This window comes from Bacillus cereus group sp. BceL291 (genome assembly GCF_051776705.1).
Classification (GTDB): Bacteria; Bacillota; Bacilli; order Bacillales; family Bacillaceae_G; genus Bacillus_A; species Bacillus_A cereus.
Map to the genome: position 1 here is coordinate 21,509 of NZ_JBPWAP010000026.1, position 16,022 is coordinate 37,530.

The following is a 16,022-nucleotide window of genomic DNA, read 5'->3' on the forward strand; positions in this document are numbered from 1 at the left end:
TAAAAAAGACGCCCTAAAAAATCAAGCGTTCCTTTGCTTACATCTATGAAATTGTGCAGATAATATGCAGATATAAATTATCATAAGTACACATATGATGAAATGAACGATAGGACAAGGAGGTATCATAATGTTTGCTTATACGTTAACTACCTTAACACTTTGCTGTACCTCAATTCTTATTGCATCCAATATTTCTAAACGTAAGGGTACCCTAATGAAGTATATGGTATTTATTATGTCTTTTAGTATGAGTATCGGTTTAAGTATTGGTTTTTATTTAGGCATTCTCTTTAAGGGGGAATTACTATATTCTACTTTACTTGCTATTTTAATTAGTGGTTTTATCGGTTTTTTAGTGGGTCTACGTTTTCACCTATATACTGCTTTAGAAGGACTGTTCTCTGGATTAATGGCAAGTATGATGGGAGCAATGATTACAGAAATGTTAAACGCTCAACAAGCTCATAGTATATTGTTCATTAGCCTTTTACTTACTATAACGATTACTATGTCCTGTGTGATTCAATTGTTATCGGAGAACTTTTCTACTTTTATCCAACAGCGTTTTTTGTTATTACTTTCAATTAGTGTAGTAATTATCGTTGCCGTATTCGCGACATTCCCAGATCATACTCCTGCACCTTCACCTGGGCATAATCAACATATAAATTAGTACTTGCAACAAAAATGAATAAGCAGCTATCCATAGGATAACTGCTTCCTATTATTCTGGCTTATTAGGAATGTTTTGGTTTGGAACATAGTCAGATTTATAATCTGTATAGTTCACTTCCGTTACCATCCCTGCTGAAGCATGATGTAGGTCGTGACAGTGGAACATCCACTCACCGGGATTGTCTGCTACAAAGGCTACTTCATATTCTTCTCCTGGTTTTAAGTTCAATGTATCTTTTACAATTGGAGAACCTTCTATCGGTTTTCCATCTTTACTCAACACCTGGAAGAAGTGACCATGTAAATGCATTGGGTGATCATCCATTTTAGAACGATTTACCAATTTCACTTTTACTAAATCACCCTTTTTCACTTGAATTGGGTCAATATCCGGAAATACCTTTCCGTTAATTGTATATACCATTTCATTTTCATTCATTTGCGTATTTAAGTCCATATTATATGTGGCAGTATACTCTTGATTTAACGTGAAACTACCTAATTTTTTAGCACCATATTTCGTCATATCTAATTTCGCTAATTTTCCCTTTTCATCTGCTTTATCTTTCATCTCTTTGCTGCCATCATACTCAATAACAGCTTTCATTCCTTTTGCACCTTTATTTTTTGAATGGTCCTCAACATACCACTTCCCAGTTTTATTAGCAGTAAATTCAATATCATAACGTTCACCCGGTGCGATTGAAATTACTTTATCCTTTATAACTTTTGGATCGTTTATTGGTTGACCATCTGTCGCAATTACTTTTATATCATGACCGTGAACATGTATATCATGTGATAGATAACCAGCATTAACAAGTCGAAGACGAACTTTATCTCCCTTATTCACTTTCAATGGCACTACTAAATCACCGCTTTTTCCATTGATTGTGAATAAATCATACATACTCATATCATGCCCTTCCATCTTCATATTTCCATGGTCCATTCCTGCCATATTGCCAGAGTCTTTTTGATCACTGCCCATGTCCATACCAGAATGATCCATGCCGTTCTTATCATCATTCTTTTTCGTATTTTCATCACCTTTAGATTTATTACCTATTTGCCCTTTTGTCACTTCTTTTAACTGCTTTTTAATTTCTTCTTTATCTGTAACCCATTCATCCAACATTAATGTGTAATCTTTATCATATTTTTCCTTTGTATCTTCTACAATGAGCGCTCCATACAAACCTCTATCTAATTGATTTACAGAATCTTGATGCGAGTGATACCAGTACGTTCCTGGTACGTTCGCTTCAAATTCGTAAGTGAAACTTTTTCCTGGTTCAACTGCATCTTGTGTCACGCCCGGAATTCCATCCATGTTATTTGGGACAGGATATCCATGCCAATGAATAGATACTGGTGCAGATAATTCATTTTTTAATGTCACTTTCACCTTTTCACCTTTTTTCACCCGAATTTCTGGACCAGGAGATGAGCCATTAAATGTCCAGACTGGAACAATAACACCGTTACTTAATTTTTGCTTCTCTTCTTTCGCTATTAAAGTAACTTCTGGTCCTTTTTCAACCTTCAATGGTGTTCTAGCTGTTTCAGTCTGTAGTGTTTTGTTATCATTCATATTTTTATGATCATTTGTTGTATTTGTCGTCACAGAACAGGCAGCAATTAAAAATATTACAGAGACAGTAACGGCTGCTAATACAAATCGCTTCATGGACAATACCTCCTTATTCTTTTTCAAAATCATTATAGAAGTTGATTTTCAAGAAAATAAGGAGATGTAATTAGATCTTACGTAAGCTAATTGGAAAATTACTAAAAGCGGAGACATTACAAGAGACGAATATTTTAGTAATACAAAATGCTTTCCTTGTAGCGACTATATTAGCCGTTCTCGTATTTGTTTTGACGTTATTTCTTAAGAAACAATAACACTGCTATTATTAAATAAGAAAAATGTAGCTAAAATGCTCTTCACAAAAGAACTTAGATTTTTGTATAATAAGAACTAATGTTCCTCACAGACAATGGACTCAAATTACACAAATATATCAAATAGAAGAGGATTGATATACGATGAAAATTGATAGACCAAAAATTTCACCAGAGTTATCTTCAAAGAATTTTCAAGATATTTTTTATGAAGAAGATCCAACATTGGAAGTGTGTGAAATTATAGACTCCACTTTCGAAAATGAATCTGTAGATAGAGTGCGGTTATATGATACGGTGATAAAAAACTGTAAGTTTACTAATACAGACTTTAGCAATATTGATATTACAGATGTTTGTTTTGAAAACTGTGATTTATCAAATGTTAATTTAAGCAATTCTTCTGTTCACAGAGTCGAATTTAAAAACAGTAAATTAATCGGAGTAAATTTCACAGGATCTAGCTTAGGAAATGTTAAATTTGAGAATTCAATTTTGAATTTAGCGGCATTTGGAAATTCTAAACTAGAAAAAATCATCTTCAATGAAACTTCATTAAATAATGCAGATTTTTTTGACTGTAAACTTAAAAAAGTTGAATTCCAATTATGTAGTCTTGATGAAGCTAATTTTGATCAGACATCACTGAAGGGGATAGATATTAGTTCTTCTACCTTTGATACACTTACAGTTTCAGTGAACGATTTAAGAGGATGTAAAGTATCGACATATCAAGCTGTTCAGTTTGCTACTTTATTAGGATTAATAATTAAAGATTAGTATTTCGAAGAAAAGAACCCTATCCCGAATCATGGATTTTTTAATTGTCCACGATTCGAGATAAAGTTCAAATAAATTAGTGATGACTCTTTTATTATTTAACTACAGCTTGGTTTCCTTTTACATGTTCATTATTTACACTCATAAATTCTTCAATTTCTTCAACTTCCCTAATGATATCTTTTGACAAGTTTTCATACCCGTCTTTCGTTACAAGAATGTCATCTTCAATACGAATTCCAATTGATTCTCCTTCAATATAAAGACCAGGTTCAATTGTTATAACCATACCTTCTTCTAACACTCTATCTTTATATGTTCCTACATCATGTGTATCTAAACCAAGGAAATGGCTGACACCATGATAATAGTATTTTGATAACTCTTCATCTTCTTGAATTAAACCAATTGCTTTACACTCTTCTGCCAGTACCTTTTTTGTATGCTCATTTAATGCAGCGAACTTTAATCCTGGCTTAATAATCTCTGTTGTTTCTTTTAATGCTTTTAATACAATATTATAAATTTGTTTTTGGCGACTAGAGAATGTTCCATTTGCTGGGAATGTATAACTAATATCAGCGTTATAGTAGTCTTTTTGAGCACCTAAATCTAGTAATACTAAGTCATCATTTTGAATTTGTGCATCATTATCTTCATAATGAAGAACTGTAGCATTTTTCCCACTCGCCAAAATTGTATTGAACGCATGGTACTTAATTCCAGATGACTTCAGTGTAAAATCAAATTGTGCTTCTAATTCATACTCCATCATGCCTGCTTTTGCATGCTTAAGTACGTTGTAAATACCGTCTTTCGTTATAGCAATCGCTTCTTTAATAATTTCAATTTCTTCCTCTGTTTTAAATACTCGTAATTCACAAATGTTCGGATATACATTACCAATTGTTACGTGTGGGTATTTTTCTCTTACATGTTTAGCAAATGCTAATGTTTTTGTCTCCGTACCATTCCAATCACGACGTTCTATATCTAAATATAGATGCTTCGCATTTTCTGTAAAAAGTATATTTGACATTGTCTTTTCAAAGCTATCTAAATATATAACTTTCTTTATACCTGAAATTTTCTCTGCTTCTTCGTTAGAAACTGTTTTACCGACCCATTTTTCCATTACTGGATCTGCCTTTTCAATGAAAAGTGTTTCTTCAACACTACTTCCAACCTTTTTCAGCATAAAAATAACATTTGGTTCATCGATTCCCGTTAAGTAGTAAAAATTACGATTCGGTACAAATTTATAATGTGCATCAGCTGACATATGCGGTGCTTGTCCCGCAAATAAAATCGTAATAGATCCCTCTGGTAATGTGTTTGCTAATCGTTCTCTATTTTGAGCAAAAAATGTTGATTTCATGATAATCCCCCTAGCGTTTTATGTATAATTGTAAAACTAATTATTCAATACACTTCATTCTATTATTGTTATAATTTTTCGTCAATTTTTAACTAAATTTTAGATAGTATTGACACAAGCAACTAAACAAGTTACAATAACTATAAATTAGTAAGTTGCTAATTTAAACTTAAATAAGAGGTGAACAAAATGCAAAACATTTTATTCCGTATTAACGAATTGTCAAAAAAAGAAAAAGCGAATGGATTAACAGTTGATGAAAAACAAGAACAACAAATGTTGCGCCAAAACTATACACAAACATTTCGTGGAAGCTTAGATTCCATTTTATTAAACACAAAAATTGTTGATCAAAATGGTCTTAACGTTACACCTGCTGCATTACAAGATGCTCAAATACGTTTAAAATTAAGCAAATGAGTTCCGAGCTAAAGAATTCTAATAAAACATAAAAAGAGCTGGATTTCCTATATAGAAATTCCAGCTCTTTTTATTGTCTTTTTTAATTTAGTAAACGAGCGATACATCGCAATTCTCCACGACACAATCATCGCAAATGCAAGTAAGAAAAACATTCCACTTAACTCCGCTAAATCAATCGATTGACTTAAATATGATTTCAACGCTACTCGTACAGCTAATAATCCGACTAAAATAAATATAAATGCTTTTGACGGTTTCATATATATTTGTTCGTCTCTTATTTCAAACTTCGTTGTTTTTATAAGAAATACAGAGAAAATAAGCCCTGCAATAATTGCTTCTATTATTTCTAACGACGTTAATCGGAATTCCGGTAAAAAGTACATCATTGCTCCAGTACTCATAAAAATTGGCGGCAATATAATTTTCTTTTTCGTTACCGGTTTTTTCGCTGCTTTAAAGCGCAGAAACATGACACCAACAGCCATACAAACCGCTAAAATACTTGATAAAAGTGCTATCATACTCTTCCCACTCCTATCTATTTAAAAGACTTTTTGAGCAAAATCATAAACCAAACGAGCCCGATACTTATAATAACATGACCTAATCCAGCCATATGGCTTAAACCGTAAAAGTCAGTTCCATTTACTTGTAGAAGACCTCTCCATAGCATTGTAACAATAGTAAAGATTACTCCTACATTATAAACAACAAACCATGCACAAAAGCTCTTTGTTTCTTGTACATGAAACACTTTACATAAGGCTAAAGCAATTAAAAAGAATACAAAACCGAGCACTAATACATGTGTATGCACTAATTGCAACATTGTGGATCCTTTAATTCCTTGTGCTTTCGAATACTCTCTTGCAAATACACCTGATAATAAACCAATAATTAAGTAAATAAATGCCGCATTATATAATTTCTTCATTCTATTCCTCCTGTTGTAAACTTTCTATATTCGCTGCAATTATTTTAAGCAAAGTTTATGAACGGAGTATGAACAAAATATTACATTCAATTTTTGAAAATAAAAAAGCCATTCCACAAATAATAATTGTAGAATGGCTTTTCAATTTATTTTAAATCTTCTATTGAGAAAGCACCTGGCAGTAACTGCTCAACAGTCACTTCTTTTTCATCGCCTTTTACATTCGTTAATAATACAGGCATTTTCGGATCACAGAATTCAGCAATTACTTGTCTACACGCACCACATGGTGAAATCGGTCCATCAGTTTCTCCTGTAATAACTAAGTAACTAAAATCGCGCTCACCTTCTGATACTGCTTTAAATATTGCTGTTCTTTCTGCACAGTTACATAAACCGTAAGAAGCATTTTCTATATTACAACCAGTATAGATTTTCCCTTCTTTCGTAACTAACGCTGCGCCAACAGGAAATTTAGAATACGGAATATACGCTTTCGATAACATCTTGTTTGCTTCTTCAATATATTTTTTCTTACCCATATTATTTCCCCCTCAAAGTAAACGAAATGATGATTAGTCAGTAATAACTGTATGAACTAATTTAGGAGCCACTGCTGTTTCAGCGATAGAGATGTTCTCATAAATTTTTGCTTTTACATCTTCTACATTTTCACGATTTGCGTAGATTGTTACGAATGGCTCGCCTTCTTTTACTGCATCGCCAACTTTTTTACGTAACATTAATCCTACTGCTAAATCGATTTCATCTTCCTTCGTTGCACGACCTGCACCAAGTAACATAGCTGCAATACCAATCTCATCTGCAACAATGTTAGAAATAACACCTGAAGTTTTTGCAGGTACATCAATTACATACTTCGCCTGTGGCATTTTTTCTGGATTGTCTACAATTGAGCTATCTCCGCCTTGATTGCTTAAGAACTCTTTAAACTTCTCAGTTGCTTTTCCGTTTTTCATCACTTCAATTAGCATTTCACGAGCTTCTTCTAACGTATTTGCTTTTTTCGCAAGTACGACCATTTGGCTACCTAATACAAGTACTAATTCTGTTAAATCTTCTGGACCTTCACCTTTTAACGTATCAATCGCTTCTTTTACTTCTAGAGCGTTACCAATCGCAAAACCAAGCGGTTGTGACATGTCTGAAATAACAGCCATAGTTTGACGTCCTACATTATTTCCGATACGTACCATTGCATGTGCTAATTCTTTTGCATCTTCTTCTGTTTTCATAAATGCACCAGCACCTGTTTTTACATCAAGTACGATTGCGTCAGCACCTGCTGCAATTTTTTTACTCATAATTGAACTTGCAATGAGAGGAATTGAGTTAACCGTTCCTGTTACATCGCGTAATGCATAAATCTTTTTATCTGCAGGTGTTAAGTTTCCTGTTTGTCCAATAACAGCTACTTTGTCACGGTTTACAATATCAATGAACTGCTCTTTCGTAATTTCAACGTGGAATCCTTCTACCGCTTCTAATTTATCAATTGTTCCGCCTGTATGTCCTAAACCACGACCAGACATTTTTGCTACTGGTACATCTAAAGCAGCTACTAATGGTCCTAATACTAATGTTGTCGTATCACCAACACCGCCAGTTGAATGTTTATCTACTTTAATTCCTTCAATTGCTGACAAGTCGATCGTTTCACCAGACTCAACCATCGCCATCGTTAAATCTGCACGTTCGCGATCTGTCATATCTTTAAAGAAGATTGCCATTGCAAGCGCACTCACTTGATAATCAGGAATACTTCCGTCTGTATATCCATTAATAAAGAATTTGATTTCTTCAGTCGTTAATTCTTTGCCGTCACGTTTTTTTGCAATAATATCTACCATTCTCATTACAATCACCATTCCTTTTTATATGATACGAATCTATTAAAATAATAAGCCAACGATTGTTGCTGATAAGAAACTTACTAATGTTGCACCGAATAGTAATTTCAAACCAAATCTTGCGACTACATTCCCTTGCTTTTCATTTAAGCTCTTAACCGCCCCTGCAATAATCCCAATTGAAGAGAAGTTTGCAAATGAAACTAAGAATACAGATATAATCGCTGTCGTTCTATCTGAGAAATTAAAGTTTCCTTGTGCTAAATCTGTCATAGCGACAAATTCATTCGATACTAATTTTGTTGCCATAATATTTCCAGCATTAACTGCTTCATGCCAAGGTACACCCATAATAAATGCAAATGGTGCAAATACATAACCAAGAATTTCTTGGAATGAAATACCGATTACACCTTTAAATACTGCATTAATGAATGCGATAAGAGCAACGAAACCGACTAACATAGCTGCTACTGTAATCGCAACTTTAAATCCATCAATAATGTATTCCCCTAATACTTCAAAGAAAGTCTTTTTCTCTTCTTCTTGTACTTCTAACATATCTTCTTCCTCAGTAACTTCATACGGGTTAATGATAGAAGCAATGATGAAGCCACCGAATAAGTTAAGCACTAAAGCGGTTACAACATATTGCGGTTTTAATAACACCATATATGATCCGACGATAGACATTGAAACGGTAGACATTGCAGATGCACATAATGTATACATTCTTTTCTCTGGCAATAACCCTAATTGTTTCTTAACTGAAATAAACACTTCAGATTGTCCTAAAATCGCAGAAGCAACTGCATTATATGATTCTAGTTTCCCCATTCCATTTACTTTACTTAATGCTAGACCGATAGATTTCACAATAATAGGTAATACTTTAATGTGTTGCAAAATACCTATTAAAGCTGATATAAATACGATTGGCATTAATACACTTAAAAAGAACGAAAACTCTTTTTGATTTACTAATCCACCAAATACGAAATTCACACCATCAGCGGCATATTTTAATAACTCTCCAAAACCATCTGCTATTCCGCTAATTAATATATTCCCTACACTTGTATTTAATAATAAAAACCCCAAAATAAATTGTAATATAACCATCGTTATGATTGGGCGATATTTGACTTTCTTTCTATTATTACTAGCAAGCCAAGCGATACCTAAAATCAATACGAGGCCAAAAATACCAATTAAGTATTTCATAAGCCGTCTCCTCCCATTCGTATCCGCTTACATTTTTTTCAATTATTAAAGCAATAGATACACTTTACTTTGTGTATCTATTGCTCTTCACTTCATTAATGATTAGTAGTTATCTGTAGCACCTTTTGCATCATTTAATACGATTGCAACACTAGCACTTGCTCCAACGCGAGAAGCTCCAGCAGCTACCATTTTGTCTGCATCTTCACGTGTACGAACACCGCCAGATGCTTTTACACCAACGTTTGGTCCTACTGTTTTACGCATTAATGCGATATCTTCAGCAGTTGCTCCGCCAGTTGAGAATCCAGTTGAAGTTTTTACGAAGTCAGCACCAGCTTTTACTGATAATTCACAAGCGCGTACTTTCTCTTCATCTGTTAATAGGCAAGTTTCAATGATTACTTTTACAAGAGCTTTTCCTTTTGCTGCTTGTACTACTTCATAAATGTCTTTTTCAACAAGTTCGTTGTCACCATCTTTTAAAGCGCCTACGTTGATTACCATATCAACTTCAGTTGCACCTTTTGCAATAGCATCTTTTGTTTCAAATGCTTTTGTTTCAGTCGTGCTTGCTCCTAATGGGAAACCGATTACAGTACAAACGTCTACATCATGTCCAGCTAGTTCATCAGCCGCTAATTTTACCCATGTTGGGTTAATACAAACAGAAGCGAATTTATATTCCTTTGCTTCTTCGATTACTTTCATAACATCTTCTTTAGTAGTATTAGCTTTTAAAATTGTATGGTCAATTAACTTTGCAATGTTCATTATCTTCACTCCTCATATCTTTTAACAACTTCATTCTAACTCTTAGTTGAACAAATGTAAATACACTTTTGAAATTTTGTTCATTCTTTTTTAAAAGGAATTTTCTTGTAGTAAATAAAGCGCATTCTAACAAAGAACATTTCAAATATATAATCAAAATTTTTATGTTAACAATGGTAGTATGTATCTCCATATCCATAATTATTTTTAAAAAGGCAATTTGTGTTCAAAAAAACTCCTATCATTCATACATAACAAAATAAAAGGCGTTCTCAAAATTAACATCTTGAGAACGCCTTTTATTTCTAATCTTTTTGATAATGTAACAATTCTTTTGCTGTATGCTGATCGATAATTAATACATTTGCATACCCGCCACGTAACGCACCATCAATTGCTTTGATTTTTCTATTACCACCTGCAACTAAAATAGAGCGTTTCTTTAATTTCAGTTCTTCTAACTCAATTCCAATGGTCCGCTTATTAATTTCTTCACTACTAATATTTCCGTCCCCATCAAAGAATCGTGAACAAATGTCACCGACCGATTGTTTTTTGAGTAAACTCGTTTCATCCTTATCGAAATAACCTAATCGGAATAATAGCGCTTCGTCTCGCACTGTTCCTACAGTGAAAATTGCAATATTCGCTTGTTTCCCCATTTCGATAATGTGATGAATATGTCGATCCTGCTCTACTAATTCTTTTGTCACTGCATTATCAAATATAACTGGAAGGGGGAGATTTCTTGGCGTCGTTTGAAAAGCATCTGCAAATAAAGCGATTGTTTCATTCGCATATGTATTTACACTCGAATGACTAATACCACCTTTTAACTGAACAACCTCTACCCCTTTTACATGTTGCGGTACGATTTTTCTAGCGATTTCATACATCGTCATTCCCCAGCTTACACCAACAATATCACCGTTTTTAACCGTCTTTTCCATATACTCAGCTGCATATTTGCTAATATACTCTGTAATCGTTGCATATTCCGGAACTGGAGAAAATACAACATGTGCCTCTAATAAGTTATACTTTTCTTTCAGTAAATTCCCGACGTTATCTAAATCCGCAAATGGATCAGCGATGCTAATTTGAACAAACCCTTTTTCTTTCGCGTACTTTAACAATCTAGAAATTGTTGGTCTTGAAATATTTAATTTGTTAGCAATTTCTTGCTGACTATAATCTGATTGATAATATAATCTTGCAACTTCAACGCTTAATTGTTGTTTATCTTTTTCCATAGTAACTCATTACAAATCCCTTCCTGTATTTCCCTTTCGTTACAAGCATTATACAGCTTTATGCAAAAAAATTCGACTACCGAATTTTATCTATCTGAACTTCTACTACACTTAATATATAATGAAAACTTATTGTGTAGATTTACAAACTCAATATAGATACGCTTGAAACATGTAAATCAATTAACATTTAATTCACATTTTTTCTGTAGTAACGATAACAAAGCCGTTCAATAAGAAACATGAAACATCATCTAAAAACTATTCAAATACCCCTTATAAACAGAAGTTACTATTTATAAGGGGTATTTACTCAATTTAATTTTATAAAAATTGGATGGAAACAATGCAAGTTCTCACTTATTTAGAATAAGTGAAAAGATGATGTTTTATTTGTTCAATAAAATAATGATGGTGTATATTATCGTTAGATACTCGACTTGCCATAATAGCCCCCTCCATTGAAGAGGCAAGAAAGGAAGCGAGTGATATAACCTCTATATCTTCTTTAAATTCTTGTTTCTCTATTCCTTCTTTTATGAGAGAAGCCATTAACATTACTGTATCATCATAACCTTTTGCTGCTGCTTTTTGTAATTCTGGAAATACTCCAGTACTTTCAATGGCACTATTAAGTAATGGACAGCCTCCAGCAATAGGAGGATTATTAGCTGCATCTTGATATACAAGGAAAATTGCAAGGATTTTATCAATTGCTGTCTTTTTATTTTCCATTGCTTTATGAAAATGACTCCACATAATCTCACCACTTTTGTCGTAGGCAGCAAGGACAATTTCTTCTTTACTTTTGAATCTACGATAAATAGATCCTTTAGGTAGTTCAGTAGCTGTCATTATATCCTGGATGGATGTGCGAGTTATCCCATTAGTATTAAATAAATATAAAGATGTTTCAATAATTTTTTCTTTAACCTTATCAACTTTAGTCATGCTTTGTAATCCTCCTAATGAAAACGATCCTAATATTCTAGGTAATGTTTACCCTCTATTTTCTTAATTTTTTTGTAAGTATAAATAAGTTTGGAACAGAAATATCTTATCAATCCCTATCTTATGGAAACCTCAAACAATACAGTTTGAAAAGAAGTTAATCAAATTGTATTACCTACATAAATTAAGTGAATTTTCCGTCAAAAAAACATGACCAATTGTTTAATTCAGTCATATTATACAACTAATTTTATCTAAAATCGTAGAGGTGTAAAAATATATAGTTAATTTTAATGTATAGACATATGATTATTATATATAATTTTTATCAATATGTTTAGCTAAAGTGTTTGAACTACTCCCACTTTCACTTCATTCTATAAAAGATTAACCATTAATGATTACTGGAATTAAATTGTAACAAAGCAACTGAAATATAAATATATTTGCTTTTTTCCATTTTGATTTTGTTAATACTTTATAAAAAGGGTTTAAAAAACTAGAAACTTGTAGTATCATTAGATTTCGATTCAGACCGAACCGTCCGGTTTATAATCTTATATAAATATATTTAGAAGGAGAGCGTTATGCAGAAAGAAAAATCAAAAATTATAGGTAATTTAATTATGGGGGCAATACAGTGAACTTTATAAAAATGAATAAAAAAGAAATCATTATGCTAATAATCTTTACACTGTTTGTACCATTTCAAATTGGCTTGTACATATTATTTGGCATATCACTTTTAGCTAATGTCAATTTAGTTGAATCAGAATTTGTTCTTAGTGCCATCGGTTTTACTGTACCTGCTATTGTAGGAATCATTTGCTTTAGGAAAGAAATTATTGAAAGTTTTACTTATTTTAAAGAGAAGACAATTTTGAAAATAGTAAGTATTCCTATGGTAGTTTTATTTACGTTAATTGTGGAACAATGTGTTATGCATTTTCTAGCAACTGGTCAACCAGAGAACCAAGAGCAGCTCCTTGAAACGGGTGCAGAGGTACCTCTTGTATTTACATTGCTTGTATTTGGTATTCTGGGTCCAACACTTGAAGAAATTGTGTTTCGCCACATATTAATAAATCGTTTTTCTTACCATATTGGTACTGCTATTGCATCTATCATTTCGATTATGATTTTTACACTTCTTCATACGAACCAACTTGCGGATATTGCTATTTATTTACCTGGATCGTTGATACTTACTGCGGCTTATCTTATTTCTAAAAGATCCATTGCATATGTTATAGCGATACACATGTTAAACAATTGCCTTGCTTTCATTCTGTAAGAAACTAGACTTGTTTCTGATGCCAAAAATATTCTATGTTTCTATCAAGCATTTTTGGCACCAGAACTACTTTTTCTATGACATAAGAAAGCTAATCAAAAATTATAAAATATTAGGAGAGTGTCAGTCATGATTGTAACAACAACTTCTGGAATTCAAGGTAAAGAGATTATTGAGTATATTGATATTGTAAATGGTGAAGCTATTATGGGTGCAAATATTGTCCGCGATGTATTCGCTTCCGTTCGTGATGTTGTCGGTGGCCGTGTTGGTGCTTATGAAAGTAAACTAAAAGACGCTCGTGATATTGCAATGGGCGAAATGAAAGAACTTGCAAAAGAAAAGGGTGCGAACGCTATCGTTGGTATTGACGTAGATTACGAAGTTGTTCGTGATGGAATGTTAATGGTTGCTGTCAGTGGTACAGCTGTACGTATATAAGTAAATAAAAAAACGGTTCCTCTTGGAATTTATACTTTGAGGGGAAATCCTGATTCTGTTGCAGATTTTAAAGAATAAAACGAGAAATAATCAACTTTTTTATTTCTCGTTTTATCTACATATTTATTTTTGGAAAAACAATCTAACTCCAAATACTAATAATACGGCGCCTGTAATACCCTCTATTGTACGGTTCACTCTTTCTTTTCTTAAAAAAGTTCTTAATTGACGTATGAGTGAGATGTAAAGTAAATACCATATTGCTGTCAAAGTCGTAAATGTGAGTCCTAACAAAAGAAATTGGAAGAAATGATTTTGATTACTCACAATAAATTGGGGTAAAAAACTAAGGAAAAATACAGCGGTTTTTGGATTTAAAATTGCCGTAGTAAATCCTTGTCTAAAGCTTTTAATTGCCCCAATATCCTTAGAGTCCATTTCTGCTGAACCTGACATATCTTCTTTTTTATGTAAGGCACTTTTAATTGACTTTACAGCTAAATAAATTAAATAAACAGCCCCAGCATATTTTATAAATGTAAATAACATAGCAAATTTCATTAAGATAGCAGAAAGTCCTAACGTAGCCATTATTGTATGAATCATCATTCCAGATATCGTTCCTAAAACAGTCTTTATCCCGCCATTTTTACCATGCGAGATAGTATTTTTTGTAACTAGTGCAAAACCAGGACCAGGCATCATTATGATTAACATTGCTGTAAGGATAAATAATAGATAATTTTCCATGTTGTAGTATTTCCTCTCCAATTTTTAGTTTTGCTTACAGTATAGCTTTTTTCATTAAAACATTACATATAAAAGACTTGATCAGAAATTTATTTAGGTTATTCGTATCAATTTGATTAACTATTACCTAATAGCCACATTGATAAAACACATGACAAACTTATATATAATTACAAGCTCAACTCTCACAAAAAAACAGGATGAAAAATAAACAGCAGAACTAGTCCACTGTTTACTTTGCCACACCTTCATGTAATTTTTCTGTATAATCTTTTACATCTTTCCAGCTATCTTTCGCTGTACGTAAATCTTCTTTTATAAACGTAAACTCTTCCGGACTAATTCCTTTTACGTTTTGTAGTAAATTATTATATTTTGCACCTACTGTATACCATTGATTTGATATGTTTTGTAGTGCTGTAATTGCTGCATCAATTGTTTCTGTCATGTTTGTTGTTTTATTTTTTACATCAGTCAAAATTACGACTTCTGCTTGTGCTCCTGAAATTCTATCTTTTAAATTGGCGATTTCTCTTTCTGCATTTGCGATATCTTTTTTCGCAACCGCAATCATCGGCCCGCCAGCAAGACATGTTATTAGAGCTACGCAAAGTACGCCACCAGCAATGACCATATCATTACTCTTTTTAATCGAATCGTTATATGTATTTATTTGTTGCTCTAGAGCTGGAATACCTGCATTCGTACTTGCCAATATCGCTGTTAACTGATTTGTATCCTCTTTGAAACTATTTGTATCTTTCGCCATTCTATCGCGAAAAGCTTTCAAATTTCCTAATAATCCATCTACCTCATTTTGATTCTTTACAATATCCGCATACAACTTTTCTAAATCCGCTTTTAATTTTCCACTATCCTTTTGATCAATCGCTATTAACATGTCATTATAATACGATTGAAAAGTATTATTGTAATTTATAATATTTTGATCTGTTTTCATAATTTGAGGCTTCATATTATTTAACCAATATGCTGCATTAATTTTTGCATCTCTTTGATGCTGAATCATATTCCCTTTAAATTCACTATTAATCGAACTTATTTTACTTAAATCCGTCTCTTGTTGATTTTGAATTAATTTTGCATATGAATCCATTGCAAATATGCTTGATGTCGTTTGTGCCATTACATCTTGGAATCCTGCTGGTCCAAGAGAATAGTTTTTCACATTTTCTTGTAGCACCGTTACATTTTGTTCTGCTGCAAAAGGATGTAAAGGAAATGCGTTACTCGTTGCCACCCCAGCAATCATTACCGCTAAAAGACATTTTTTATAAAATCGTTTCTGCATATTTTTCACCTATTCTCTTTATAAGGATATCAAAAGCTCCTGCTCACA

The 16,022-nt window shown here is 32.8% G+C and carries 17 protein-coding genes; 5 read left to right on the forward strand and 12 right to left on the reverse strand.

The features are described from left to right. The first annotated feature begins 130 nt into the window (after positions 1-130). A complete protein-coding gene (locus ACS2CR_RS17375) occupies positions 131-676 on the forward strand; it encodes a hypothetical protein (RefSeq protein ID WP_053514129.1) in 546 nt (181 codons plus the stop codon). Between the two features lie 51 nt (positions 677-727). On the opposite strand, the gene ACS2CR_RS17380 is transcribed toward ACS2CR_RS17375, so the two are convergent. Next, entirely contained in the window at positions 728-2,368 is a 1,641-nt protein-coding gene (locus tag ACS2CR_RS17380; protein WP_053514131.1) for a multicopper oxidase family protein, read from the reverse strand. A 362-nt stretch (positions 2,369-2,730) separates the two neighbouring features. Between ACS2CR_RS17380 and ACS2CR_RS17385 the strand changes: the two genes are divergently transcribed. Then, on the forward strand, positions 2,731-3,366 hold the full coding sequence (locus ACS2CR_RS17385) for a pentapeptide repeat-containing protein (protein ID WP_030025077.1): 636 nt from the start codon (positions 2,731-2,733) through the stop codon (positions 3,364-3,366). 94 nt (positions 3,367-3,460) lie between these two features. On the opposite strand, the gene ACS2CR_RS17390 is transcribed toward ACS2CR_RS17385, so the two are convergent. Next, positions 3,461-4,744 carry an aminopeptidase P family protein gene (locus ACS2CR_RS17390; protein WP_053514133.1) on the reverse strand — a complete coding sequence of 428 codons (1,284 nt, stop codon included), beginning with the start codon at positions 4,742-4,744 and terminating at the stop codon, positions 3,461-3,463. 189 nt (positions 4,745-4,933) lie between these two features. Here ACS2CR_RS17390 and ACS2CR_RS17395 point away from each other — a divergent pair, with 189 nt between their 5' ends. Then, a complete protein-coding gene (locus ACS2CR_RS17395) occupies positions 4,934-5,164 on the forward strand; it encodes a DUF896 domain-containing protein (RefSeq protein WP_001179612.1) in 231 nt (76 codons plus the stop codon). 47 nt (positions 5,165-5,211) lie between these two features. Here the strand turns inward: ACS2CR_RS17395 and ACS2CR_RS17400 are convergent, their stop codons facing one another. The 8 genes from ACS2CR_RS17400 to ACS2CR_RS17435 form a co-directional block, all read right to left on the reverse strand. Then, entirely contained in the window at positions 5,212-5,691 is a 480-nt protein-coding gene (locus ACS2CR_RS17400) for a CcdC family protein (RefSeq protein WP_000561044.1), read from the reverse strand. A 17-nt stretch (positions 5,692-5,708) separates the two neighbouring features. After that, on the reverse strand, positions 5,709-6,104 hold the full coding sequence (locus ACS2CR_RS17405; RefSeq protein WP_000737864.1) for a DUF2871 domain-containing protein: 396 nt from the start codon (positions 6,102-6,104) through the stop codon (positions 5,709-5,711). Positions 6,105-6,250: 146 nt separating this feature from the next. Next, the gene (locus ACS2CR_RS17410; protein WP_000516778.1) at positions 6,251-6,646 is read right to left on the reverse strand and encodes a cytidine deaminase; all 396 of its coding nucleotides are present in this window, start codon (positions 6,644-6,646) and stop codon (positions 6,251-6,253) included. A gap of 33 nt (positions 6,647-6,679) precedes the next feature. Next, complete coding sequence (locus ACS2CR_RS17415) at positions 6,680-7,981, reverse strand: pyrimidine-nucleoside phosphorylase (RefSeq protein WP_001983022.1); 1,302 nt, start codon at positions 7,979-7,981, stop codon at positions 6,680-6,682. A 36-nt stretch (positions 7,982-8,017) separates the two neighbouring features. Continuing rightward, entirely contained in the window at positions 8,018-9,199 is a 1,182-nt protein-coding gene (locus ACS2CR_RS17420; protein ID WP_000876173.1) for a NupC/NupG family nucleoside CNT transporter, read from the reverse strand. A 102-nt stretch (positions 9,200-9,301) separates the two neighbouring features. Beyond that, positions 9,302-9,973 carry a deoxyribose-phosphate aldolase gene (deoC, locus tag ACS2CR_RS17425; RefSeq protein ID WP_001017441.1) on the reverse strand — a complete coding sequence of 224 codons (672 nt, stop codon included), beginning with the start codon at positions 9,971-9,973 and terminating at the stop codon, positions 9,302-9,304. 305 nt (positions 9,974-10,278) lie between these two features. Further along, a complete protein-coding gene (locus ACS2CR_RS17430; RefSeq protein ID WP_000409782.1) occupies positions 10,279-11,226 on the reverse strand; it encodes a sugar-binding transcriptional regulator in 948 nt (315 codons plus the stop codon). A gap of 360 nt (positions 11,227-11,586) precedes the next feature. Next, positions 11,587-12,177, reverse strand: coding sequence for a TetR/AcrR family transcriptional regulator (locus ACS2CR_RS17435; protein WP_000169648.1), 591 nt, complete (start codon positions 12,175-12,177; stop codon positions 11,587-11,589). A gap of 640 nt (positions 12,178-12,817) precedes the next feature. Between ACS2CR_RS17435 and ACS2CR_RS17440 the strand changes: the two genes are divergently transcribed. Then, complete coding sequence (locus ACS2CR_RS17440; protein ID WP_001009295.1) at positions 12,818-13,471, forward strand: CPBP family intramembrane glutamic endopeptidase; 654 nt, start codon at positions 12,818-12,820, stop codon at positions 13,469-13,471. Between the two features lie 129 nt (positions 13,472-13,600). Then, a complete protein-coding gene (locus ACS2CR_RS17445; RefSeq protein ID WP_000637518.1) occupies positions 13,601-13,912 on the forward strand; it encodes a heavy metal-binding domain-containing protein in 312 nt (103 codons plus the stop codon). Positions 13,913-14,035: 123 nt separating this feature from the next. On the opposite strand, the gene ACS2CR_RS17450 is transcribed toward ACS2CR_RS17445, so the two are convergent. Both ACS2CR_RS17450 and nheC read right to left on the reverse strand, forming a co-directional pair. Then, entirely contained in the window at positions 14,036-14,662 is a 627-nt protein-coding gene (locus tag ACS2CR_RS17450) for a LysE family translocator (RefSeq protein ID WP_000432999.1), read from the reverse strand. Positions 14,663-14,894: 232 nt separating this feature from the next. Further along, on the reverse strand, positions 14,895-15,974 hold the full coding sequence (gene nheC, locus ACS2CR_RS17455) for a non-hemolytic enterotoxin NHE subunit C (RefSeq protein WP_053514136.1): 1,080 nt from the start codon (positions 15,972-15,974) through the stop codon (positions 14,895-14,897). Positions 15,975-16,022 lie beyond the last annotated feature (48 nt).

What these genes read in the sequence shown, in the direction of transcription:
- ACS2CR_RS17445 (WP_000637518.1), top strand. Translation starts at nt 13,601, where the DNA reads ATGATTGTAACAACAACTTCTGGAATTCAAGGTAAAGAGATTATTGAG.
- ACS2CR_RS17415 (WP_001983022.1), bottom strand. Translation starts at nt 7,981, where the DNA reads ATGAGAATGGTAGATATTATTGCAAAAAAACGTGACGGCAAAGAATTA.
- ACS2CR_RS17405 (WP_000737864.1), bottom strand. Translation starts at nt 6,104, where the DNA reads ATGAAGAAATTATATAATGCGGCATTTATTTACTTAATTATTGGTTTA.
- ACS2CR_RS17410 (WP_000516778.1), bottom strand. Translation starts at nt 6,646, where the DNA reads ATGGGTAAGAAAAAATATATTGAAGAAGCAAACAAGATGTTATCGAAA.
- ACS2CR_RS17430 (WP_000409782.1), bottom strand. Translation starts at nt 11,226, where the DNA reads ATGGAAAAAGATAAACAACAATTAAGCGTTGAAGTTGCAAGATTATAT.
- ACS2CR_RS17385 (WP_030025077.1), top strand. Translation starts at nt 2,731, where the DNA reads ATGAAAATTGATAGACCAAAAATTTCACCAGAGTTATCTTCAAAGAAT.
- ACS2CR_RS17380 (WP_053514131.1), bottom strand. Translation starts at nt 2,368, where the DNA reads ATGAAGCGATTTGTATTAGCAGCCGTTACTGTCTCTGTAATATTTTTA.
- ACS2CR_RS17395 (WP_001179612.1), top strand. Translation starts at nt 4,934, where the DNA reads ATGCAAAACATTTTATTCCGTATTAACGAATTGTCAAAAAAAGAAAAA.
- ACS2CR_RS17420 (WP_000876173.1), bottom strand. Translation starts at nt 9,199, where the DNA reads ATGAAATACTTAATTGGTATTTTTGGCCTCGTATTGATTTTAGGTATC.
- deoC (WP_001017441.1), bottom strand. Translation starts at nt 9,973, where the DNA reads ATGAACATTGCAAAGTTAATTGACCATACAATTTTAAAAGCTAATACT.
- ACS2CR_RS17390 (WP_053514133.1), bottom strand. Translation starts at nt 4,744, where the DNA reads ATGAAATCAACATTTTTTGCTCAAAATAGAGAACGATTAGCAAACACA.
- ACS2CR_RS17375 (WP_053514129.1), top strand. Translation starts at nt 131, where the DNA reads ATGTTTGCTTATACGTTAACTACCTTAACACTTTGCTGTACCTCAATT.
- ACS2CR_RS17435 (WP_000169648.1), bottom strand. Translation starts at nt 12,177, where the DNA reads ATGACTAAAGTTGATAAGGTTAAAGAAAAAATTATTGAAACATCTTTA.
- ACS2CR_RS17400 (WP_000561044.1), bottom strand. Translation starts at nt 5,691, where the DNA reads ATGATAGCACTTTTATCAAGTATTTTAGCGGTTTGTATGGCTGTTGGT.
- ACS2CR_RS17450 (WP_000432999.1), bottom strand. Translation starts at nt 14,662, where the DNA reads ATGGAAAATTATCTATTATTTATCCTTACAGCAATGTTAATCATAATG.
- nheC (WP_053514136.1), bottom strand. Translation starts at nt 15,974, where the DNA reads ATGCAGAAACGATTTTATAAAAAATGTCTTTTAGCGGTAATGATTGCT.